General features: G+C 65.9%; 14 protein-coding genes. 1 reads left to right on the forward strand and 13 read right to left on the reverse strand.

The features are described 5' to 3' along the window. Positions 1–88: 88 nt before the first annotated feature. On the forward strand, positions 89–2,659 hold the full coding sequence (locus JFN90_RS18530) for a sensor domain-containing protein (protein ID WP_199396602.1): 2,571 nt from the start codon (positions 89–91) through the stop codon (positions 2,657–2,659). 92 nt (positions 2,660–2,751) lie between these two features. Here JFN90_RS18530 and JFN90_RS22450 read toward each other — a convergent pair whose 3' ends face one another. The 13 genes from JFN90_RS22450 to JFN90_RS18595 form a co-directional block, all read right to left on the reverse strand. Next, positions 2,752–3,576, reverse strand: a complete 825-nt coding sequence (locus tag JFN90_RS22450; RefSeq protein ID WP_199396603.1) for a hypothetical protein — start codon at positions 3,574–3,576, stop codon at positions 2,752–2,754. A 72-nt stretch (positions 3,577–3,648) separates the two neighbouring features. Further along, a complete protein-coding gene (locus JFN90_RS18540; protein ID WP_199396604.1) occupies positions 3,649–3,798 on the reverse strand; it encodes a lmo0937 family membrane protein in 150 nt (49 codons plus the stop codon). A gap of 55 nt (positions 3,799–3,853) precedes the next feature. After that, positions 3,854–4,045 (reverse strand): Thivi_2564 family membrane protein, encoded by a 192-nt coding sequence (locus tag JFN90_RS18545; RefSeq protein WP_199396605.1) that lies wholly within the window; start codon positions 4,043–4,045, stop codon positions 3,854–3,856. A gap of 151 nt (positions 4,046–4,196) precedes the next feature. Next, positions 4,197–4,376 (reverse strand): CsbD family protein, encoded by a 180-nt coding sequence (locus JFN90_RS18550; protein WP_199396606.1) that lies wholly within the window; start codon positions 4,374–4,376, stop codon positions 4,197–4,199. 210 nt (positions 4,377–4,586) lie between these two features. Continuing rightward, positions 4,587–4,880 carry a hypothetical protein gene (locus tag JFN90_RS18555; protein ID WP_199396607.1) on the reverse strand — a complete coding sequence of 98 codons (294 nt, stop codon included), beginning with the start codon at positions 4,878–4,880 and terminating at the stop codon, positions 4,587–4,589. Positions 4,881–5,005: 125 nt separating this feature from the next. Next, positions 5,006–5,656, reverse strand: a complete 651-nt coding sequence (locus JFN90_RS18560) for a response regulator transcription factor (RefSeq protein ID WP_199396608.1) — start codon at positions 5,654–5,656, stop codon at positions 5,006–5,008. A gap of 19 nt (positions 5,657–5,675) precedes the next feature. Then, positions 5,676–7,625, reverse strand: coding sequence for a sensor histidine kinase (locus JFN90_RS18565; RefSeq protein WP_199396609.1), 1,950 nt, complete (start codon positions 7,623–7,625; stop codon positions 5,676–5,678). Beyond that, positions 7,609–8,616, reverse strand: a complete 1,008-nt coding sequence (locus JFN90_RS18570) for an ABC transporter substrate-binding protein (RefSeq protein ID WP_199396610.1) — start codon at positions 8,614–8,616, stop codon at positions 7,609–7,611. The genes JFN90_RS18565 and JFN90_RS18570 overlap by 17 nt, the downstream gene beginning before the upstream one ends. Positions 8,617–8,903: 287 nt before the next feature. Continuing rightward, positions 8,904–9,794, reverse strand: a complete 891-nt coding sequence (locus JFN90_RS18575; protein ID WP_199396611.1) for a M48 family metalloprotease — start codon at positions 9,792–9,794, stop codon at positions 8,904–8,906. 10 nt (positions 9,795–9,804) lie between these two features. Further along, positions 9,805–10,314 carry an SH3 domain-containing protein gene (locus tag JFN90_RS18580; protein WP_199396612.1) on the reverse strand — a complete coding sequence of 170 codons (510 nt, stop codon included), beginning with the start codon at positions 10,312–10,314 and terminating at the stop codon, positions 9,805–9,807. 49 nt (positions 10,315–10,363) lie between these two features. Then, the gene (locus JFN90_RS18585) at positions 10,364–18,703 is read right to left on the reverse strand and encodes a CHAT domain-containing protein (protein ID WP_199396613.1); all 8,340 of its coding nucleotides are present in this window, start codon (positions 18,701–18,703) and stop codon (positions 10,364–10,366) included. Beyond that, on the reverse strand, positions 18,688–19,281 hold the full coding sequence (locus tag JFN90_RS18590; protein WP_236019067.1) for a DUF1318 domain-containing protein: 594 nt from the start codon (positions 19,279–19,281) through the stop codon (positions 18,688–18,690). Before JFN90_RS18590 ends, JFN90_RS18585 begins: the two co-directional genes overlap by 16 nt. 64 nt (positions 19,282–19,345) lie before the next feature. Continuing rightward, entirely contained in the window at positions 19,346–22,963 is a 3,618-nt protein-coding gene (locus JFN90_RS18595; protein ID WP_199396615.1) for a hypothetical protein, read from the reverse strand. Positions 22,964–22,985: the final 22 nt, after the last annotated feature.

The raw sequence follows: 22,985 nt of genomic DNA on the forward strand, positions 1-22,985 counted from the left end.
CAGCACCGAGTCCCGACAGGTAACCAGCTGGAATCACAGTACCGCCAACAGCCATAGATCTCATTTGGCCGACGACACGGAGGAGCCCATGAGCGGAGCAGTTGGGACGAGGAGCAGGACCGGGATTCGTTCCGAAATGAGCAGCTCGAAAAAAACCACCAAGGCCGCGCGCGTTTCCCGCCACGAACTCGCCGCGGAGTTGAAGCTGTACACTGACCTTTACGAGCACGCGCCCGTTGCCCACATCACCCTGGACGGCTCCGGTGTGATCCGCGCCGTCAACCTCACCGGAGAACGGATGCTCGGGGTGGACCGCGAGGCCCTGCTCGGGCGCTCCTTTGCCGACCTCTTCAGCGAAAGCTCCCGCCCGCCCCTGGCCGAGTTTTTCGAGCGGGTGCTCGCCTCCAACGAGAGCACTTCTTGCAATGCGCTCCTCTCCGACGCCGGCGACGCCCTGCAGCAGCTGCGCATCGAAGCGATCCCCTGCCGGGAAGGTTCCGAGATCCGGCTCGCCCTGATCGGCATCACCGAAAGCGAAAAGGCTGCCAAGGCGCTGCAGATCTCCGAAGCGCGCTACCGGGGTCTGTTCGAGGCCGCCAAGGACGGCATCATGATCGTCGATGCCGCCACCGGCGAGATCAACGACGTGAACCCCTTCCTGATGGAGCTGCTGGGATACCGGCGCGATGAACTGGTGGGGAGGCCGCTCTGGGAGGTTGCGCCGCTGACCCCGCTGGCCGCCAGCCAGATCGAGTTCGCCGTACTCCAGCACCGGGATTACCTGCACAACGACGATCTGCGTCTGGTGACCCGCGACTGCCGCAGCGTGGCCGTGGAGGTGGTGCTCACCGGCTACCGCATCGACCGGAGCAAGGTGCTGCAGTTCAACATCCGGGATATCACGATCCGCAAGAACGCCGAAGAGGCGCTTTTGAAAAGCGAAGAGCAGTGCCGCACCATCGTCAGCAACATCAACGAGTACGTCTACAGCGTCCGTTTCGAGGAGGGCGACATCAAGTCCATCTACCACAGCCCCAAGTGCCTCGATATCACGGGGTACAGTCCGGATGAGTACTACCAGGACCCGCTGCTGTGGTTCACCATGATCCACGAAGAGGACCGCAACCGCGTGGTGCAGTTCCTGAACAGCATCTTCGCCGGTGAGGACCAGGACCCAATCCGGCACCGGATCGTGCACAAGGATGGCTCGATCCGCTGGATCCTGAACAACTGCGCGGTGCAGCGGATCCGCAAGGGGGGGCGGGCCACCATCTCGCGGCTGGACGGCTTCATCCTGGACATCACCGACATCAAGCGCGCCGAGGAGAACATCTTCTTCCTTGCCCACCACGACCCGCTCACCAAGCTCCCCAACCGCAGCACGCTTTACGCGAGGATCGAGGACGTGCTCAGGGTGGCCCAGAAAACGCGCACCAGCGTCGCCCTTTTGTTCCTCGACATCGACGGCTTTAAGCAGATCAATGACTCCATGGGGCACGATGTGGGGGACCGGCTGTTGCAGTCGGTCGCGCGCAAGCTCGGCGACTGCACCCGCTCCTGCGATGTGGTGGCACGGCTCGGGGGGGACGAGTTCGTGGTGGTGCTCTGGGACTGCGGTGTGAACGAGACGACCGCGGTGGCCGAGAAGATCATCAACGCCGGGTTCCCGCTGCCGGGGACCAACGTCATCGTAACCCCGAGCATCGGCATCAGCATCTACCCCGAGGACGGCAAGGACTACCTCGACCTCTTGAAGCACGCCGACATCGCCATGTACCACGCCAAGAAAGGCGGCGGTAACAACTTCGAGTTCTTCACCCACCGGCTGAACGAGATGGCGCATGAGCGTTTCGCCCTGGAGGCGGAACTGCGGCACGCGCTGGAGCACGACGAGTTCGTGCTGCACTACCAGCCCAAGGTGGACCTCGCCACCGGCCACTTCACCAGTATGGAAGCGCTGATCCGCTGGCAGCACCCCGAGCGCGGCCTGATCATGCCGGAACATTTCATCCAGATCGCCGAGGAAAGCGGCATCTTACACCAGATCAGCAAGTGGATCATCCCCACGGTCTGCCGCCAGATTCGTCAGTGGCAGCATCTGGGGCTAGGCCAGGTCTCCGCCGCGATCAACCTCTCGGCCAGTTTCTTCCAGCACCGCGACTTCGAGGAGACCATCGAGGCCTCCCTCCTGGAGACGGGCATTCCGCCGGAATCCCTTGAACTCGAGCTCACCGAGGCGACCATCATGAGCGACCCGCAACGGGTGCTGGGGAGCATGGCGGCCATGAAGGCGCTCGGGCTGCAGCTTTCCATCGACGACTTCGGCACCGGCTATTCCAGCCTGAGCTATCTCAAGAAGCTTCCGGTAGACAAGCTGAAGATCGACCAGTCCTTCATCCGCAACATCGCCCGCGACAACGACAACGCCGCCGTGGTGCGGGCGGTGATCAGCATCGGGCGCAGCATGCAGCTCAGGGTGATCGCGGAGGGGGTGGAAAACGCTTCGCAACTGGCCTGGCTGCAGGCCGAGGGAAGCGAGGAGGCGCAGGGGTACTACTTCAGCCGACCGGTGCCGGTGCAGAAGATGACGGCGCTGCTCAGGGAAAAGGCGAACTTCCTGCACAACCCGCGCGGCCGGCTGCAGGCCCGGCAAATTTGACGAAAAAGGCCGGCGCCCCGGGAGATCATTATCCCGAAGCGCCGGCCTGTTGCTGTTGCCACCAGCTACGGCACGCGCCGCGCCGTCACCGGTCAATCATCGTCGTCATCGTCGTCGTTCATGCCGCGATCGTCGTCGGAGTCATCCTCGTCCATCTCTTGCTGCTGCATCGGCCCGAACCGGTGCATCATCTCGTGGTGGTTTCTCTCCATCTCGTCGGTCATCTCGGCCCGCTGGCGCACCATCCTGGCCACGATCTCGGAGACCAAGTCCAGCTTCTTATCCCTCGGCGCCTGTTCCATATCGCGCACCAGCACCGCCAGTTCCTCATCCTGCCCCTTCACCTTCTGCAGCATGCTTTCCATCATCATGCCGTGCCCGCCGGGGCCGCGGTATCCACCACGCCGTGCCCCCCTGCCGGGATTGCAACCCGGGGCGCCGCAACCGGCGAGCATCGGCTCGACATGCCGCCTCACCTGGTCGGAGTCGATGCGGTCCTGCCGCACCAACTGTTCCAGGTCCCTCAGGTGGGTCTTCACCTGCACCAGGTGTTCGTCCATCATGTGTTGCCGCTCGGGCGGCACCTCGCCGATCAGGGAGGCCCGGTACTTCTCCATCTCCTCGACGCTGCGCCTCATTTCGGCCACCGCCACCCGCGCCAGTTGCGTCGGTACCGTGGCACCGTCCTGCGCCGCGGCGTAAAGGAGATGACCGAAGTTGGCGATGTTTCTGTGGTAGGCCATCATCAGCATCTGCTGGGGGGAGCGCATCGCCTGGCGCCCCATCGGCCTCTTCATGACGTACCCCGGGGAAGCGGGGACGGCATCCGTCACCTGGGGCGTCCCGTCCGGGGCCGGACCGGCAGCAAAGGCCGGCAAAGCGACAAGAACTGCTAACACGGTCAAAACTGATTTCACTTTGTATCCCCCCCTTGGTTTCATTCGAGCCGGGGCGAACGGCCCCGACTCTCTTTGCCCGCGGCCCCCTGGCTATAGAGGCCTGCGTCCCTGTATCAGGTTCAGTATAACGATGATGATGGCAATGACCAGCAGCAGGTGGATAAACCCGCCCAGGGTGTAGCTGGTCACCAGTCCCAGCAGCCACAGTATCAGAAGAATCACTACGATGGTCCAAAGCATCTCTGCCTCCTTTGGGAGCCTTCCATTACCTGCCGGCTCTCCCCCGTTGCCTGTTTCACTTCCCAACTCTGAGCTTCGTCAGGTTGTCCATGAGTCCGAAGACGTTCAAAAGCCAGAGCACCACCACGATGACTACGACCGCGTTGAGTATCGACTTGATCGATCCCGCCATGGGGATGTAGGTGTTGACCAACCACAGCAAAACCCCGACCACGATGAGAACCAGTAAAACATGTACCAGGGGCATGAAGCACCTCCTCTTGGACCCGCTGTCCGCTGCAATTCAAACTAGCGCCGCGATCACCAGCAGAGCGACCGCAGCCACCACCATCCGGAAACGTCCCGCGAAGGCACCCTCCGCAGCGTTGTTTCCACCCGGTGGCAGGCCAGGTGCGGCACTATTTCTCCAGTTTTTTCTCCGCCTTACCGACGTTTTTCTCCACTTTGCCGGTAATTTTTTCCCCCCTGCCTTGCTGCTCCATGGAAACGTTACGGGTGGTCTTTCCAGCCGATTCTTTGACCTGTCCTTTCAACTCATGCATTTTCCCTTTAGCTTGGTCTTTCGTGCTCGCTTTCATGATGTACCTCCTGAGCGTTCTTTTGTGCGGGAGGGTGCGGACTGCATGGTGGCTGCGGTCGCTCTGCTGGCGATCGACTCGACGGCTGACAGGGGATGTATAGATATTATTAAATTTTACTAATTTGTAACTCGACAAGTTTATAGTGCGGCGCTTTTGTGTCAAGCGAATGGTGACGGGGAACGCGGGGCTAATACAGGGGAGAGGAAATTACTTTTTGTGCTTGGGGAGAGGTACCAGGAATTTGACGTGCTCGGGGTGCCGGCACAGGTACTGGTGGCCGAACGACATGGCGTAAGGGCAGGAACGTTTCCTCAGCAGGCAGAGGGAAAATGCCGGCACCAGCGGGTGGGTGCGGCAGCAACAGTCGACGGACTCACCGGCCGCGGCATCGGGGCCGCCAGCCGCCTCTTCCGCTTGATTATCAGCGAATTCGCGGAGCTTTGCAGGTTCATCAGCCGGGGCGGAGTCCAGGGTCTCCTCCGGTCGAGTTTTCGTGGGCATCTCCTACTCCTGGCGGGTCTACGTGTTCAGACCGACGCCAGTATGCGGTGAAGCGCCATGCAAATAAATAGGTGAATCGGCAACCACCGCTACGGCATATCACACGCCGTCGGAGCGGGGCACGATCACTTCAAAGAGGTCAACCCCTGGCGCACCGCGTACTTGGTCAACTCCGCGATGCTGAACAGGTCAAGCTTTTTCATGATGCTGTGGCGCTGATTTTCCACGGTTTTCACGCTGACGCCGAAGGCGAAAGCGATCTCCTTGGCGTTGGAGCCGTTGGCGATCAGTTGTAGGATCTCCCTTTCCCGCGTGGAAAGGTTCTCGTAGGTCGCGGGGACGTCCTCGGGGATGCGCTGCAGGTATTCCTTGATCAGGAGGGTGGTGACCCGCGAGGGGAGGTAGGTTTCTCCAGCGGCGACGGCGCGGATGGCGGTGGCGAGTTCGGAAAAAGCCGCATCCTTCAGCACGTAACCGTTGGCCCCCGCCTTCAGCACTTCGACCACGAAGCGGCGGTCCGATTCCATGGACAGGGCAAGCACCTTCACCTCGGGGAATGCGGCGGTGATGCTGCGGGTGGCGTCAATGCCGTTAGTGTCTGGCATGGAGATGTCCATCACGATGATGTCGGGGCGCTCGTCGCGGGTCAACCGGATAGCCTCCGCTCCGGTCCCGGCCTCGGCGCTCACCATCATGTCGTCTTCCTTGTCGATCAACGCGCGCAGCCCCTGGCGCACGATGGCGTGGTCGTCGGCGATCAAAATCTTCATCTTCATCTCCCCCCCCTTTATGTCCCTAGGCCCGCAGCGGCACCTTGATGGTGGCCACGGTCCCGCCCGCTGCCTTGTTGGTGACGCTAAAACTCCCGCCCAGATGCTGTATCTTCTGCCTGACGTTGGCGAGCCCGAAGCCACCGCTGCCGCTTCGGCTCTCCGCCGCATCATGTTCCCGACCTAATCCGACGCCGTCATCTTCCACCCCGATGACCAGGAAATCGTCCTCGCTCCGGGACAGCGCTACCCGGCAGCGCTGGGTCCCGGCGTGCTTGACCACGTTCAGCATGAGTTCGCGCACCGCCTGGAAGACGGTGGAGCGGATCTCGTAGGGCAGGGTCTTGTCCTTGCCGTCGTCGCGGAATTCAGTTTGTAGGCCGAAGTCCGCGCTCAGCTCCTCCCCGAGCCAGCGCAGCGCCGCTTCCAGGCCCGCACTGGCCAGCAGTGGCGGGCGGAGCTGGAAGGTGAGCGACCTGATGTCCTGTATGGTCTGCTGGACCAGCCCCCCAACCACCTCGGCCTCGGATTCGCATTCGCCGTCGGGGACGCTGCTGGCCAGGGCATCCAGCTTGATCTTGGCCAGGATGAGCCGCTGACCCACCTGGTCGTGCAGCTCGCTGGCGATCCGGTCCCGCTCCCGCTCCTCCGCCATGGCGAGATCGAGTGCCATGTCCTGCAGCTTCTGCTGCTGCCTCAAAAGCTCGACCTCCACCTTCTTGCGGATCTCGATCTCCTGGGTCAGGTGCTCGTTGATGAGCTGCAGCTTGGCCGTTCTCTGCTGCACCTCCTCCTCGAGGTGCTGGCGCACGCCTGCCAGCATCTCCTCCGTCCGCTTGCGCTCGGTGATGTCCAGCACCACCCCCATGACCCCGCTCACCTCCCCTGCCTCCGAGATGAGCGGCTGGTAGCTTGCCAGCCAGTGGTGCAGCACCGGGTCGGTCGGATCAAGCTCCCCCTGCACTTCGACATTGAGGACGCACTCTCCCCGCTCCAGGACGGGGCGCCATAGCTCCTCGATGCGGGCAGCCACCCCCGGCGGCAGCACCTCGTCAATGCGGCGCCCCACGTGCTCGCAGATGCTCTTGCCGTTGAGTTGCGCCAGGTGCTCGTTGAGACGCAGGTAGCGCAGCTCGCGGTCCACGACGAACAGTCCCACGGGAGTGTGGGTGTAGATGTTGGCCAGCTCCTGCAACTGCATGCGGTAGCGCTTTTCACTGTCGTGCAGGGCCTGGGTGTAGTCGCGGATCTTGTGGGTCACGCTGTTGAAGACCCGCGCCAGTTCCGCCAGTTCATCGTTCCCCTCGACCTCGATGCCGCGGCTCAGGTCCCCGGCAGCGATGACATCGGCGTCCCGCTTGATGGTGGCCATGCGCCGGCGCAACACCCCGGTCAGGAAGGCGGCATTGATGATGGTACCCAGCGCCATCAGGATGACGAGCAGCAGGGTGAGATAGATCATCCGCTCGCCAGCGCGCTCGAAACGGTCCCGGGCTACTTTCTGCAGGAGCACCGCCTCCCGCTGCAGGGCCGAGTCCCTGAGCATGATCTGACTGTAGAGCCGGCTGGCGAACTCGTCGTGATGAGCAACCGCCGGGTCGGCGACAGGGACCCGCCGCATCTGTTCCACCAGGCGCTTCGATATTTGCACCGAATCGGCCAGGTAGAGCCGGCTCCGCTCCAGGATCTGCGTGGCGGAATGGTCATCGGCCTGTGGCAGCCCCTGCGCCAGCAGATGCGTGGCCGCATCGTTGAGCGCGAACCACTGTTCCCTGGCCCGTTCCAGCCCGAAGAGAAAATACTCGTCGCGCATGGTGACCCGGTGGAACACGGTGGACTGGATCTGGTCCGCCATGACGTGGTTGCGCTCGGCGACGGACAATTCCCTGAAGGACCAGGCCAATAGTGCCGTCACGATCACCAGCAGAGTGAAGGAGAGCAGCGAGATTATCCTGAGTCTACGGGCGAAGGTCACTTGTCAGCACCTGCTGTTCGACCGCTTCGGGCTTCACCGACAAGAGCGGACGCGGGTCGATGTAGTGCAAATAGTTGGGCATGCCAGCCTCGTGCACCAGGCGCAGCCTGCCGGCCCAGCGCGTCTCATCCTCCAACGCTATCAACAACGCATGGTCGAGGGTCACCTTGCGCGCGCTCTCGCCCCAGCACTCCGCAAGCACCGGCGGGGGAAGTTTGGAGATGGAGGCCACGATGGCCTGGGCCTCTTCGGGGTGGGCGGAAGCGAATTCCTCGGCGTGCACCAGGGCGCGCAAAAGCCGCCGCGCCGCCTCCTGATTGCTTGCCACGTACGTGGTCTTCCCGGCGATGACGAAGGTCTCGGTATAGATGTACGGGTCCTCGAAGATGACACCTCTACCGGCAAGGCTCCTAGCGATGATCTTCTCGTTAGGGCTCCAGGTGGAGACCGCGTCGACCCCGCCGGAGAGGAGGGAGCCCTGCATCAGTTCCGGCGTCAAGGGGACCGGAACGACATCCTCGATGCTCATGCCGTTGGCGACAAGGAAGGAGGAAAGGAACATTTGGGTGGTGGTTCCCGGCGTGAACCCGACGCGCCGCCCCTTCAAGTCGCCGGGGCGGAGGACGCCGCTGTTACGGTCGGCGACGATGGCGTGATTGTTGTTCGAGGTGAAGATGCTTGCCAACAGGGAAAGCCGCTCCCCCTGCAGGGCAGCAAAGGTGACCGGGGCCTGGGCGACGGTGGCCAGGTCCGCCTTCCCTTCCAGCACCGCCTGCAGAGCCTCCTTGCCGTAGCCGACGGCGTGCGCCTCGATGTTCAGCCCCTCGTCCCGCAGGAATCCGCGGACGATGGCGATGTGGACCAGCGCGCAGTCGTGCTGGGTGGAATAGGCCAGGCGCAGGGGCAGGGGGGGCCCCGTCTGGTGCTGAACGGGGCTTTGGCAACCGGCCAGGCACAGCATCAGTATCAGTATCAGCGCTGCTCTCAGCATCCACTCCTTTAGGTTCGGCACAGCTTCTGTGGGGGCTATCGACGCCGGCCGCACCCTGGCAACTGTCATTGCCCACGCGGCTTTCACTCTTTGTCGCGCAAAGTAGTAAGCAAATATATGACAAGCAGCTAACAAAGTGCAATTAATTTTACCATGGACTAGGCAATTGTACCCATGTATCAGAAAGAAGAAAGTGCACAAAAAGCAAGGGCAGGCTTTTTGAGCCTGCCCTTGCCATGCCGATGACAGTTGACACCCTAACATCCGGGCCTATAACTGCCTTACCGTCACTTGGATGCTTTGCCGCTTTTCGCCGGCTTCACGTATTTGGCAAAACGGGCGGGGAGCTTCGCCGACCCTGCCGCCGGGTACTTGGCGAGCTGGGCTGAGAGCCTGGCGATGCGCTCGTCTAACGGCGGATGGGTCGAGAACCAGGACCCGGTCTTCGCCGCGGTCGCCTCCTGTTTCTTGAGCTTTTGCAGCACGCTCACCATGGCGCCGGGGTCGTAGCCGGTGCGATAGGTGGTTTCCAGTGCCGCCTGGTCCGCCTCGTACTCCATCCCCTGGTCGAGCCCCTTGTCGAACAGGGTGTTCTGCAGGTCGCCGACCATGGATTCGAACTGCTGCCCCTTGCTCCCCTTCATGGTGGCGGCGGTGATGGCGCTGGCCCCCTGCAGGAACTGGGCGCGCCGGATGCTTTTCAGCGCGTGTTTCCCGGCTACGTGCCCCACCTCGTGCGCCAGCACCGCGGCGAGCTCGGCCTCGTTGTCCAGCACGTTGAGGAGGCCGCGGCTGATGAATACGATGCCGCCGGGAGCGGCGAAGGCATTCTGCACCGGGCTGTCCAGCACCACGAAGCGATATGGAATGGTGGAGCGCTGGCTGTTCCTCGCCACCGCGTTGCCCACCAGGTTCACGTACTTCTGCAGCGCCTCGTTCTGGACCGGCTTGCCGAAGCGCTGCATGCTGTCGAGGGCGAGGCTCTCGCCCACGGTGCACTCGGTCTGGTAGGTCATCTCCTGCGAGGAAGAAAGCACCTGTGTGGCGCCGGAGAAGATTTTCCCTTCCTTGGAATCAGGCTTCATCATGTTGTTGATGGTATCCTGCCATCCGGCGTGGGCCTGAGCGGCGACCAGGCAGGAGAGCGCGACCAGCGGTAAAAGACGTAGTTTGTTCATGGCTCCCTCCTTATTGGGCGTACTCGCCGATTTTGCCTTCCTTGAGGAAGGCCTTGACCTCGTTGTTGGAAACCTTGCGCGCCAGGATCTTGTCCAGCTCCTTCTTCAGGGCCTCCGGGGTGCCGTGCTGCTTGGCGTAAGCGGCGGTCTCCGGGGAGAGGCCGCGCACGCTGCGGGCGCTGTCCGCCTTGGCCGTGTTGATCTGGCTCTTCTGCATGCTGTCTCCCAAAAGGCCGTCACCCCCGCCCACCTCGGCGACCGGCTGGGTGTCGGAAACGCGCCCCGCGTAGACCCATCCCTCCTTGCCGTCGGCGGTCTGTACCTTGAGCCAGCGCCCCTCCCCTTCCACGAGGGTCAGCTCTGCGCCCACCGGCAGGTCGGCCACGTTTGCGGCACTCACCGACTGTTCCTTCTTGAGGGTGGTCCCCTCGCTCACCACCCACCGTTTCTCGGCGCCAAGCGCCTGGCCCGCGCACAGGACCAGAAGCAGCAGCGCGCCGCCCAAAGCTCTCTTGTTCATGGTTTCACCTCCGTAAGTCGGCCGGATCGCTCCGGCCGTGCTGTCGAGTTTACTTGTAGTCACCGGTCAATACGAACGCCCCCCAGTAGCCGGGGTGCGGGTAGCGTTTTCTCACGTGCAGCATGGCGAGCCTCAGCGCCTGGGCCTTGTCGCTGCGGCTGTAGTCCCGGTAGAACTGCTTCATCAGTATGGCGCTCGAGACGTCGGAGACGCGCCAGAGACTGGAGACCAGGGCATGAGTCCCGGCGAAGAGGAAGGCACGGTTCATGCCGATCACGTCGTCGCCGCTTTTCACGTCACCCAGTCCGGTCTGGCAGGCGGAAAGAACGACCAGGTCAGCCTTGATGTCCAGCCCGAATACCTCCTCGGCCTGCAGTCGGCCGTCGTTTTTGCCGTCCTTGGCGAGGCGGATAGAGGAAAAGAGAGGATTGACGGTGTCGAACTCGCCGTGCGAGGCGAGATGAATGATACCGAACTTGGCGATGTTATCACGCACCCAGCTCTCGGTGGCCCGCTCCCGGGTCAGTGTGGTCACGTCGCTGTAGTTCCAGCGCAGCGTCCCGGCCTCCTTCTCGGCGAAGGGTAGATCGAGGGAGGCGTTGCCGAGGTCCGGGTTGCCGATGGCCAGGATGCGCAGGTTCTTGCCGGCCTGGCGCCGGGCCAGGGTGTGCCGGTACACCGAGGCGGCGGGGAGGTGGAACAGGGTATGCCGGTCCACCAGGTAATCCCTGCCGTCGTAGAGGGTGGCGAAGGAGAGGTAGTGCAGGCTGCCGTGCGGCACGATGCCGACCGTCTGCCCCTCGGGCACGCCGGCGAGCGGCTCGGACAGCAGCAGCCGGTACAGCTCGCGTGAGTTCTGTTCCAGCGGCTCCAGGTTCTGCAGCATGCGCCGGTAGGTGGCGATCTTTTCGGCGACCTCGCGCGCGGGAGCCTTGAGGACGAAGAGCCGCGAGCCCTGCCGCTCCAGGCGCCAGCACAGGAGCCGGTCCGGGAGCTGGTAGTAGGACAAGAGGGTCACCCCCGGCTCCAGCAGCTTCTCCACCTCGGCCACGGTGACCGGGGTCACCTTGACCAGTGAGAGGAGCTCGGGGCGGCGCCTTTCGATGTCAAGCAGGAGATCCTGGTACTCCCCGCGCAGCTTGTCCAGTGCGGCCGCGTACATGGCGCGCTCTGCGGGGTTTGCCGCCTGTAGCGCGAGCTGTTCCTGTTCCTGGATCTGCTCCCTGAGCCGCCCTTGGCGGTCGTAGAGGTCCTGGTCGGGGCCGCCGGCGAGCGAGAGGCGCTGCCGCCCCAGGATGTCGATCAGGTTCCTGGCGCGGGAGCGCTCGGCGACGGCGAAGGCCTCGTCATTACGGCCAAGCTCTACCAGGAGCCCCACCAGCCCCTGGTAAACGTCCATCTTGTCGGCGAGGAAGCCGTCTTTCAACTGGTCCAGCTTGATCTCGGCGCGCAGCCCCTCCACGGTCTCCAGCGCCTGCCCGTAGGAAACGACGGCACCGTCGCGGTCCCCGGCCTGCTCTTTCAGGCGAGCGAGACCGAGCAGGGCGCGCCAGCGCACTTCCCTGAGCAGCATGGCGTCGGCGAGCTCCAGCGCCTTGCCGTAACTTTCCGCCGCCGGTCCACCCTGGTTACTGCGGGCCCGTGCGTCCCCCAGCGCCAGGTGGATCTTCGCCTGGTTCACCTTATCGCCGATGGCGTCGGCCAGTCCCGCTGCCTCGGTGAGAAGCTTCAGCGCTCCCGCCGGGTCCCCCATCTTGAGCCGGGTCTGGCCGAGGTTTCTCAGGTCGTAGGCGATCGCCCAGCGCGAGCCGAGGGCGCGGTCGATGGCGAGCGCCTGCCCGAGGCTCTCCAGCGCCCCCTGGTAGTCGCCCGACTCGCGCCGCACCAGACCGATGTTGTTCAGCGTGGTGGCGCTTTCGTCGCGGCGCACCTCCAGTTTGCCGGCCAGGTCCAGGGCCTGCCTCAGTTCCACCAGGGCGCGCCTGTTGTCACCCAGGGTCCACCAGATCAAGCCGCCGGTGTTCTTGGCCATCACTTGTTCCAGCGCCCAGTTTTCCTTGAGCGCCGCCTTTTCCACCTGCTCGCGCAGGTCGAAGGCCTCCTGGTAGCGCCCCTGGAACCAGGCGTTGTTCCCCTGCTCCAGGACGATTCTCATCCGGGTCTTCAGTTCCGTGTTCCCCACCTTGGCGAGCGCCTCGCGGTAGAGGGTATCGGCGGCAGGGAAGTTTCCCAAGAGGCGCTGGCAGCGGCCGCGCTCCAGGATGGTCTCGGCCTCGAGGGCAGCGTTGCCGTTCTTCGCGTAGAGGTCCTGGGCTTTCCGGTAGTAGCTTTCGGCAACTGCGAACTGGTTCAGGCGCAGGTCGAAGATGCGGCCGAGATTTCTATACTGGTCGGCCAGGTTCAGCTCGTCCTTCAACTGGGCGCGCAGCCCGGCCGCCTCCTCGAAGAGCGAGCGTGCGGCGGGGTAATCGACCGCGTTCTCCATGACTACCCCGAAATCGGAGAGGGCGGCGGCCTGGTCCTTGGCGAGGCCCAGGTCGGCGAAGATTGAGATCCCCTCCTTGAGCGCGGCGGTCGCCTCCTTGAAGTGCTCCAGGCGTCCCTGCAGCAGCCCGAGCCGCAACAGGGCGTCGGCGTGCTCGGCGGAGTACGGTTTCTCCTTGGCCAGCCGCTGCACCAAGCTGTCGGCATGGCTCACGGCGCGCTCGGTGAAGCCGGCGCCGAAGGCGCTCTCCCGGGCGTGGCGGTGCAGTGCGGCGCGGTTCTTGGCCAGCTCCGGCGTCGCCTCGGCGACCACCAGGGCGTTGTCGAAGAGGGCCAAGGCCTGGGCATAGCGCCCGTCGTTGTGGGACTGCACGGCCTTCTTTACGTAATCGTTGAAGAGCTTCTTGGCGAGCTTGGCGCTCTCGGCGGCGTCGCCGCCCCAGTCGCCGATCAAGAGCCAGTCACCTGGGAGCTCCCGCCGCGCCTGGGCGAGGGAACGGTCGGCGTAGCTCTTGACGAAGGGGGTGAGGTCGGCGAAGCGGTCGGCGAGAAGGACGCTGGGCACCCCGATGAGGGAGGCCAACTGCCCCAGGTACCACGCCTGCCCCGTCCCCCCCTTGGGGGCCAGCAGGAGCGACACCGAGTCGCCGTCGGCAAGCTGCACCAGGTCGTGACGCACGCCGGCAGCGTCCTCCCAGGCGGCGCTGTAAGCGCCGCCGGCACCGGGACGGTTGGGAGCCGCAGGGAGGAGCCCAACGGCGGCCGGAAGCGCCAGGGTGTGGGCGTCGGGGAGGCGGCCGAGCCGTGAGTCCGCCGGGAGCTTCGCGAACGGCGACTGTGCCGGCCACAGCCCTGCCGGATCCAGCACCTGGGACCGCAGCGGGCGGCGCCCCTCCACGCTCTTCAGCAACTGGCTCGCGCTCACCCCCCAGCTGAGGGGTTGCGCCGAGGCGAACTGCTCGGGGCGCTCGTAGATGGCGACCTGGGCTGGGTCGTTCAGCCGGGACGGAACCGCCGTGCGCAGCAGGGTTTCGGCGCGGACACCGTCCTTGGCGCCGAAGGTGAAGACGAGGAAGCGGTCACCGGGGAGCGCGACCAGGCGCAGCACGGGACGTCCCGGGAGACGTTCCATGACGTCGATCGCCTCGGCAGGCTGCGGCGTCAGGGCCTGGCACAGCTTGCCCCCCTTCCCGGAAGAGCACTCCTTGCGGAAGGAGGTGAGGAGCGCGGCGAAGCGCTCTCGCTCATTCGCGTTGCCCGCCGAGAGCGCGGCCGACGAGGCGGCCAGGCGAAGCGCGCCGGGGCCGGCGACGGCATAGTACGGGGGAAGCAGTTCCAGTTTCTTGCCCAGGAGGGCGTCCAGAACTGTCTCCTCCTGCTGCGCGCGCAGCTTCAGGTAAGCGGCGTCTTCCGGCGCAGCCTTGGTGAGCGCGGCGCGCACCCGGTCCAGCTCGGCCAGGTGCGGCGCGGCCTTGCGCAGCAGGTCCACCGTCGCGTCATCGTCGACCCCGAGGAGGCTTCGCCCCAGGATCTGCACCCGCTCCAGCTCGGAGATGCGCTCCACCAGCGCGAAGCCCTGCTCCGGGTCCTTGGCGGTCACCGCCTCGATGCGCGGGGAGAAGCGCTCGGTAAGCTCGCCGAGACGCAGGTCGTAGTCGGTGGGGGGGAGCCGGTCCAGCACCTTGAGTGCCGCGTCGTAGTCGCCCAGTGCCGCCTGCGCGCGCCAGACCATGGCGTCGTTGCCGGCGGCGCGGGCCTCGGCGAGCGCCGCAGTGTAGCCGGCCTGGGCCGCCTCGGACAGCCCTAGTGCGGCAAGCGTCGCCGCCCGGTTCAGGCGCGCCGCTAGGCGCGCATGCGAGGCCTCACGGTTGACCTCTCCCCCTCCCCTTGCGGGAGGGGGTTGGGGGTGGGGGAAGGTGCCACTAGGCAAGTCCGTGCCCTTGGCGAGGTCACCCACCCCCCTGCCCCCTCCCGTCAAGGGAGGGGGAGGCGAGGGTAGCACCCGGTCCCAGACGGCCACCGCCCGGTACAGCAAGGCTTGCCTGGTAACATCGTCGGCACGCCCGGAGGCAAGGCGAGCCAGGATGGCGCCGGCGTCGTTGCCGTAGCGGGCCACGGCATCAGGGGGGAGTGCGTCGCGGTAGGAGTCGGCCAGCGCCGAGCAGGCCGCCTGCGACTCCAGGAACTCCGCCACCTCGCCAGGCGCGGCATCCCCCGGCAACAGCATGCCCCAGTTGACCAAGTTCAACATGGCACCTACGGCGTTGCCGTTCTTGAGCGCGACGGCGGTCGCCTTCCTGAAACCGGCGGCCGCAGCGGCACGGTCGCCACGCGCGTAGGCGAGCTGCGCGGCCCGATGGCTCAACAGCCCCACCCCGAAGAGGTCCCCCTCGGCCACCTGCTCCACCCGTTCCGGGTAGCGCCCGAGCAGCTCCTTGAACAGCTTTTCGGCTGCCGCGTTGTCGCCCAGGTCGGTGGCGATGCGCGCCAGGTAGCTCTGCGCCAGGCGCCGCTCCTGCTCAGCCGAGAAACCGTACGCGGCCTCAGTGGCGCCCCCCTTGTTGAGGGCGACGTTGGCGGACACGTTGATCAACCCGCCGCCGCGCTTGGGGGCGCTCTTCTTCTCGGGTGGGTACTGGTCCAAAAGCGACAGCACATCGGTGAAGCCGTCCCGCGACAGCAACAGGAGCCTCTTCTTCTCCGCACCTGAGGCGGTCTCGGCCTGGCGATAGGCGGCGATGCTCGCAGAGCGGCGATTGGCGGCCAAGTTGGCGTGACGCCCAAGCGCCCGGTTCAGCCGGTAGGCCTGGTCGAAATGGGGCAGGGCCGGCTGGAAGCGCTCGGCATCGAAATTGGCGAGGCCGAGCCGATCGTGCAGCTCCGCAGTGGTCTCCACCAGGCGGGGCACGTTGTCCTGCTCGCGCTCCACTGCGCTCGCCATCCCGTTCAGCTCCAGGAGGAACTTGTCCCCCTGCGCCACCCCGGCACAGGCCGCAGCAACCAGCTTGCGCTGCCGCACCAAGAGAGCCCTGAGGGCGGCGTCGAACTTCTGCCACCCCGGTGCGGGAGGTGCCTCCACCCGGTCCGCCCCGAGCAGTTCCAAATCCGCGTTAATTGCTTGCTGTTCCGAGAGCCGCTGCTCCTGCTGGGCCGATAGCTTCTGTCCAGCGAAGATGCGCTCGTTGACGCGGCGGGTCAGGCGACCGAACTGCTCCAGAGAGCGCGCCGGCTCGAGGCGCGACTCGGCGAGCTTGAGCGCCCGCCCGTAGCCGTCGATGGCGGCCTGCTTCTCCCCTACCTGGAAGGCGACCGCGCCGTAGCGCTGCTCGAAGAGGAGTTCGGTATCGACGTTGTCAAAGGGAACCTTGGCGGCCAGGCGCTGGCTGTAAAAACTCCAGGCGGTGGCGTTACGCCCCAACAGGTAGGCGATGTTGCCGATGTTAAGCGAGAGGTTGGCGCTGTTTTCCGGGTTTTCCTGGGGATGGTTCAAGAGCTTGGCGCGGCGGTAGAGGTTGAGTGCCCGCTCCAGCCCCCCCTGTTCGCCGTGCACCGTTTCCAGCACCTCGGCGATGTAGCCGCGGGTCTGGAAGGGATACTCTGAACCCGGCAGCCGCTCGGCGGCCCGCGCGATCAAACGATCCCCCTCCTTGAGGGCATCCTTTCCGGGGAGGTAGGTGTAGCAGAGACCGGCACCGTACAGGAGCACCGGGTCGTCCGGGTAGGACTGCAGCATCTTCTGGTACAAGGCCAACAGTTCCGGGGCCTGACCTTGGGCGGCGACGGACTTGATGTAGCCGCGATGGGCCTCGAGACTCCTCCCCTCGTAGCGGATCAGGTCCAGGAAGGCGGCACGGGCGGCGGAGACCTCGCCCAGGCGGTACAGGCTCTCGCCCGCGGCGAGGCTCTTTCTCAGGTAGGCGGCGCGGGCGAGCTGGTACAGCGGCGCATCTTCGGGATGCTCCCCCATTTCCTTCTCGTAGAGCGCCGTCGCCTCGCCGTAGCGCTCCTCGCGGTAGAGGATTTCGGCCAGCGCGAAGCGGGCCGCGGCGGTCGGTGTGGCAATGGCGGGGAACTGCTCCAGCACGGTGCGATAGGCGTCCTTGGCGCGGACCCAGTCGCCGCCGCGGTAGGCCAGGTCGCCGACCCGGTTCCAGGCGCCCATGGCGAGGCGCGGCAGAGTGGTGCGGTACTGCTCGGCCAGGGCCGCCAGGCGCTCCCGCGCGTCGGCGTTTTTCGCCGTCAGCTGGTCCAGGATCTCGGCGATGGCCGCCTCGGCCCACTGTTCCTGCCGGTCGTACTTCTTGGCCACCTCGACCAGGGCCGCAACCGCCCCCTCTCCCCCCTCGATGCGGGCCAGCAGCCGCGCACGGCGGTAGGCAGCCTCGGCCAGGATGTCAGGAGCGGCGGCAGCCTCGGCCAGCGCCTTTTCGAAGCGGGCGATGGCGGCCAACTGGTCCTCGGCGCCGGAGCCGTACTCGGCCTCGAGCCGAGCGCCGTCCACCAGGGCCCGCGCCGTAGCGTCCGCTCCCTTCCCCTTCGCCGCGCGCAACATATTTTCCTGAGCATCGGCGATGACACTCTTGCGTCGTCCCGCGACCACCACCTCTTCGCTGCGGCTGGCGGCTTCCAGGCGTAGCTGGGCGATGTCGGCCAGGGCCGCTTCCGGGAAGGCGGCATAGCGAAGGGCGGCCTCGGCGTAGCGATCTTCGGCTTGGCTCCGCTCGCCGGCCTGCTCCATGAGCCTGGCCAGGGCCAGCGACGCCAGCGCCCCTTCCCGGGTCGGCGCGTCTTCCCGCGCCAGCACGCGCAGGCAAGCAAGCCGCGCGGTGGCCGGGTCCGCCGGCTGGCGCTCCAGGATCACCCGGGCGACCTGCCACTGGGCGGCGGCGTCCGCCTGTTCCGGGATCTCGCCCGAAGCCGGCAGAGACAGCACCTGCCCCCCCGCCGCCGCACCCGCCACGAAGAGCACACGCTCTCCGGCCGGGATCGGGGCCGCGGTGGAAAGAAGTCCAGAAGTAAGCGGGAAAGCGGCCGGGAAACCGTGGCTCCCGTCGCGCTTGAGCTGCAGCCGGAACACGGCGCCCCCGTCCGGCCCGTTGGCCGTATCCCCAGCCGGGGGCGCGAACCGGGTGAAGAGGAGGGTGTCGGCATCCTGCCAGACCGGGTAGAGATCGCGCTCGGCGCCGGCGGTCAACTGGGTCAGGCGCCCTCCCTTCTCCCAAAGCCAGAGGTCGCCGCCGGGATCCTTGTCGCGGGAGACGAAGGCGATCCGGTTGCCGTCAGGGGATACTGCCGCAAAGGCGGCGGCGATGGCGATGGGAAGCGTCTCCCCTTTGCCGGTGGCAAGCTCCAGGCGCACCAAGTCGCGGTGCTCGGCGCCGGGGAGCTGACGCTGATAGTAAATGGCACTGCCGTCGGGGGCGAACCCCGGAGCGTCCTCGCCGGCATCGTTGCCCGTCAGCCGGCGCGGTTCGGCGCCCGGCTTGGCCAGGTCGACGAGCCAGATGTCCCCCTTCAGGTCGTCGCGCTCGTCGGCGTAGGCGAGCCTGGTCCCGGTGGCGTCGAAGGCGGGAGCGGAGATGCGCACCGGCCCCTTGGTCAGCAGGCGCGGCAGTTCGGCAACGTTGCCGGCGGGGTGCAGCCAGAGCTCGTATCCTGCGTCACCCTTCTCCACCGTGGCGATCCACCTGCCGTCCCGTGAGCGGGCAACGTAGAGCACCGACTGCGGTGTGTAGACCGCCGGCATCGGCGCCACCTCCGGGCGCGAGCGCGGGGCCGGGCGCGGGGCGGCCGGGGCCAGCAGTTCCTCCCCCAGCGGCACCGCCTGAGCCGTCCCGGTCAGGAGCGCGGCGAGGGCCAGCAACAGGGTGATCTTCCTGGTCGCGGCGTTCATCGGGTTACCCATTTCCCGTCGTCCTCCTGCACCTTGGTGCCGGGGGCGCTGTTCTGACGGTTCACCCGCGCGAAGACCTTGCGGATGGCGGGGAGGTCCTTGGCGGTGAAGTTCTCGTTGGTCTGCACTACCCTCAGCATCAGGATTTCACGGGAGCGGTTCACTTCATTGACCACCTGGCGGAACTCGCCCTCGCCGAAGCGCCCGGCGAAAGCCTTCAAGTCGGCCGGTGCCTTTTCGGGAACCTCGCGGCTAAAGCTGGTCAGTGTCCCCTCCAGGTTTTCCCCCACCCAGCCCAGGCGTTTCAGGGCCTCGACATCGTCGGCGTGGAACGCGATATTCTCCAGCGCCTGGGCCGCTTCCTGCTGTTCCGGCGAATGCTTGGGAGGCGTTTCCACCTTGCCCGTCGGCGATACCCCGCGCACCGACGCCACAAGGAGCACGTCCTCGGAGAGTGCGTTGTAGGTCCCCAGTACCTGGTTTTCCAGCGAGGTCCGCTCGCTCACCACGTTGACGTCGACCTTGGCCAGGGTGCAGCCGGTCGTTGCGAGCAGGAGCACGGCAAAGGACAGCCGGGCCAGTATGGACAATGGACAATGGACAATGGACAGCGAACGGCGCTGCAAACGTTGAACGTCACGCGTTGAACGTGTTTTAGATACCCGCATTGCTCCTCCTTTTCAGGGACGGCTTTCCTTTTTCGTCGATCACCAGGGTGTCGGAACGGACCAGGTCCAACAGGGTCCGGGACGAGGCGATGGAGACGAGGAGCCGCTTCAACTCGTTTTGGATGGGAAGCTCGGAGAGACGCAGTCGCTCGATCCTCGGGATGGCAATGTCGAGCCCCTTCACGGCCAGTTCTCCCTCGCAGTCGAGGGCGCCGTCGACGGCGCTGACCCGCAATCCCTTCAAATCTGCGGTCTGCAACGATTTTCGCTGCGCCACGATCTTCTCGTTGCGCTGGTACGGGTCGAGCGCGAACAGGGCGCGGTCCAGGATGCGCGAACTGAACCGGCGCAGGTTCAGGTTGAGGCGCATCCCCTCCAGGAGCGCGCGCTGCTCGGTGGCAAGCGGCGCCGACAGACTCAGTTCGCCGGTCAATTCCCCTTCGCCGCCCGGACGCTGCCCCCCCGCCGCGGGGAACAGGAGCACCGGATCAAGCTTCGAGAAGTTGAAATAGGTGGTGAGCACCGGAACCTCGCGGGAGAGATCGATCATGCCGCGTGCCCGCACGGTCCCGCCCCCCACTTCGGCCTGAAAGAAACTCAAACCTAAAGCCTCGGGTTCGAGCAGGAGGTCCGCCTCCAGTGCGCTGGCCTCGATGGGCACAGCGCCGGACTTGAAGGATGCACGCTGGATGCCGATCTTGCGTGGTGCGCCCATCAGCCCGCGCAGGTCCTCGTAGATGCGGGAGGCGAGATCCGAATCGACAGCGCCCAAGGGAGCCACCGGCGCCGGCCGCACCAAGCCGGTCGAAAGCGGCACCCATTCCTCACCCTTCCCCTGCGCCTGGGCCAGGGCGTAACTGCGGTCCAGCACCAGGTCGGCCCGGACGCCGCTGGCCGCCACCCCCTTACCGTCCGCCACGCCGAAGTCGCGGCACTTGCCGTAGCCGCGCACCCTCAACTCGCGCGCCGCGGTGAGGTCTATGCGCGCGCCGGCTGAGACATTGCCCGCCAGTTGCCACCCCGCCAGCACCTTCTTGGCCTCGGCCGGGAAGTTCCCGTCCATGTGGGCGAACATGGTGGCGTCCAGGCGTCGCAGAAGCGTCGCGGCGTCGAACTTGCCCCCCTGGTCCTCCAGGAGCGCGTCGATGCGCCCGACGGTGAGGTCGGCGATCTGCGAGAGCCCCAACGAGGCGACCTTCAACTCCTCGGTGAGCCGCAACTCCTTCCACCCCGCCAGCTCGCCTTGCAGGGTCAAGGTCCCCGCCTGCAGCGGCAGCGTGCCGGCCGTGCCGGAGAGGCCACTGAGCGAGGCGAAGCGGAACGCGCCATCGACCGTGAGCGGCTCGCCGGGGCGCGGCAGGGCAAGGCGCAGTTGCGGTGCGGTGGTGAGCCCCTGTACCCGGTAGGTACCTTTGGCATTGGGGAGACGCAGATCCAGGTCGTTCAAGGTGAGCGCCAAGTCGGCGCGATCCAGCAAGGCGAGACTTCCCTTCGCCTTGCGCAGCGGGTTCTCTTCTTTGGGGAGTTGGGCTACTGGCAGGGGCGCAGCGACATCCCAGGTGGCGGCGGCAAGGCCGGTGGCGTCGAAGCCGGCGGGGAGGAACGGGCGCGCGACCGGCATCAGGCGGCGCAGATCGAGACGCAGATTTCCTTTGCTGGCGGCGAGCTGCCGCCCTTGCCCGGTCAGCGCCGCTTCGGCATCCAGCACCAGGGCGTCGGATGCGGAGAGCGAGCAGGTGGCGCGCTGCACGGTCGGGCTCCCTTGCCCCTTGGGCGGCAGATGTACCCCCTCGACGGCAAGGCGGGCGTTGAACGGCCGCAGCGTCACCTCTTTGCCCTGTTGGTGCGCCTGCACGCTCTTTGCGGAAACCTGCAGCGCCGGGAGCGCCAGATCGAGGGCGCCGCCGGAAAAGGCGCGGGCCTTGAGCTCCAGCTCCTCCCGCAACTGCTCCAGCGCCAGTTCGTTACCCACGCCGACCCGTTCCAGTTCCAGCTTCTGCCGGGCGTCGACCAGGGCGCGTTTCCCCTTCAGGTCGATCTCGGTCAGGACGAGGCTCACGCCCCCCTTCATGCCGTCGATCCGTACCGGCTTCTTCCCCGCCAGGTCGAGGCGGCGCCCGGACCAGGAGAGATCCGCCGCGACGCGCATGGGCTTCATCTTTTTCAGGGGGATGATGCCCTTGTCTATGGAGAGAGTTATCCCCTCCCCTTGCAGCGGGCCGCCGGCGAGCGCCAGTTGCAGCCGCGGCAGGTCCAGCCCCAGCTTCTCGATCTGCACCGTGCCGTCGTTGCCCGGGCCCTGCAGCCGCGCGCTCAGCCGGGTGAGGGAGGCCGTACCTTGGAGATCCCGCACCGGCAGGGTTTTCGGCAGGAAAGGCGCCGCCACCTGCCGGGCCCGCCCCAGGTCCAGGCGCAACGGCCCCAGCTCCGCCGCTACGCTGCGCGACTTTTCGGTGGGGCGGTCGACCAGCGCGTGCCAGGAGGCAGTGATGAGTCCCGGGCTGCTCAGACTCCCTTCGTCGAAAGCGACCTGCTGGCGCTGGTGGTTACTGACCAGTTTCTGGCGCAGATGCAGGTCAAGCGGCGCGAGGCTCCCCTTCCTACCCGGGAGCCGGCTCACCGCCAGCCGGTCGCCGTCCAGCGCGAGCGCCATGCGCAGGTCTCCCGCCCGATCGGTCTGGGCCTTGAGGTCCAGCGCCAGCTTGCCGCCCACGTCCGGAAGGGGCTTCTTGACGAAGGGCGCCGCCAGTCGAACCAGCTCCGGCAGGGAGAGTGCCAGGTTTGCCTTGAGCCCCTCCGGCCGGGTCACCCCGCCAGCTGCGCTGAGCGCGACGCCGGGAAGATCCACCCGTGCCGTCAGGGAAGCCGCCGCGGGCTTGATGCGGTAGGCTGCGGTGACGAGGTCGGCGACCTCCACGCTCAGTCTGATCGGCTGCGCCTTGCCGGCGTCCACCGCGACTTGCCCGGAAAGGGACGTGCGGATGGGGAGCTTGCTCAGGGAAGGTGCGGTGAGACCGAAGGAAAAGTCACTCAAGAGCGCTTCGCGCTTGGAAACGGGATCGGCGTAATAGATCTTCATGGGGGAAGCCTGGACCGACAGGCGCAGGTCGAGCGGCAGCGGCCACTCCAGGGACTGGAACTTCTGCACCCCTTCGGCGATGCGGGTGAGCGGATCCTTGACCGGCTTCGCCTCCGGGGGCTTCGGGGGCCCCGGAGCCAGTTCGGCCTCCAGCTTCTTTACCTTGAGGTCGAGGCTCACGCACCAGCGCCCGGTCGCCTTGTCACGGGAAACGTCCGGCTCGAGTTTCATGTGTTGCAGGGAAGCGTGCACCAGGGGCGGCGGTCCGTCCCCCAGCACCAGCCCGGTAAGGGCGATGCCATCGGTCCAGGAGACCTTAAGGTCGGACCAGGAAACCGGCTTTTTCAGTGCCTTGGAGATCCCCAACCGCAGCAGGGACTGTGCGGGGTCGGTAGAAAGGATGGCCGGTAGCGACACCACCAGCAACACCAGCAGGAGCAGGGCGGAGAACGTCAGGGTGCAGCCGACGAAGATGACGCGTCTGACGCGAAGGGTACTGATGTAAGAGAGGAGGCGACGGAGCATCAGCAAAAATCCCACAGGTATG

The sequence above is a fragment of the Geomonas propionica genome (assembly GCF_016458235.1).
GTDB classification, from domain to species: Bacteria; Desulfobacterota; Desulfuromonadia; order Geobacterales; family Geobacteraceae; genus Geomonas; species Geomonas propionica.

What these genes read in the sequence shown, in the direction of transcription:
- JFN90_RS18570 (WP_199396610.1), bottom strand. Translation starts at nt 8,616, where the DNA reads ATGCTGAGAGCAGCGCTGATACTGATACTGATGCTGTGCCTGGCCGGT.
- JFN90_RS18555 (WP_199396607.1), bottom strand. Translation starts at nt 4,880, where the DNA reads ATGCCCACGAAAACTCGACCGGAGGAGACCCTGGACTCCGCCCCGGCT.
- JFN90_RS18595 (WP_199396615.1), bottom strand. Translation starts at nt 22,963, where the DNA reads ATGCTCCGTCGCCTCCTCTCTTACATCAGTACCCTTCGCGTCAGACGC.
- JFN90_RS18560 (WP_199396608.1), bottom strand. Translation starts at nt 5,656, where the DNA reads ATGAAGATGAAGATTTTGATCGCCGACGACCACGCCATCGTGCGCCAG.
- JFN90_RS18585 (WP_199396613.1), bottom strand. Translation starts at nt 18,703, where the DNA reads ATGGGTAACCCGATGAACGCCGCGACCAGGAAGATCACCCTGTTGCTG.
- JFN90_RS18530 (WP_199396602.1), top strand. Translation starts at nt 89, where the DNA reads ATGAGCGGAGCAGTTGGGACGAGGAGCAGGACCGGGATTCGTTCCGAA.
- JFN90_RS18550 (WP_199396606.1), bottom strand. Translation starts at nt 4,376, where the DNA reads ATGAAAGCGAGCACGAAAGACCAAGCTAAAGGGAAAATGCATGAGTTG.
- JFN90_RS18545 (WP_199396605.1), bottom strand. Translation starts at nt 4,045, where the DNA reads ATGCCCCTGGTACATGTTTTACTGGTTCTCATCGTGGTCGGGGTTTTG.
- JFN90_RS18580 (WP_199396612.1), bottom strand. Translation starts at nt 10,314, where the DNA reads ATGAACAAGAGAGCTTTGGGCGGCGCGCTGCTGCTTCTGGTCCTGTGC.
- JFN90_RS18540 (WP_199396604.1), bottom strand. Translation starts at nt 3,798, where the DNA reads ATGCTTTGGACCATCGTAGTGATTCTTCTGATACTGTGGCTGCTGGGA.
- JFN90_RS18575 (WP_199396611.1), bottom strand. Translation starts at nt 9,794, where the DNA reads ATGAACAAACTACGTCTTTTACCGCTGGTCGCGCTCTCCTGCCTGGTC.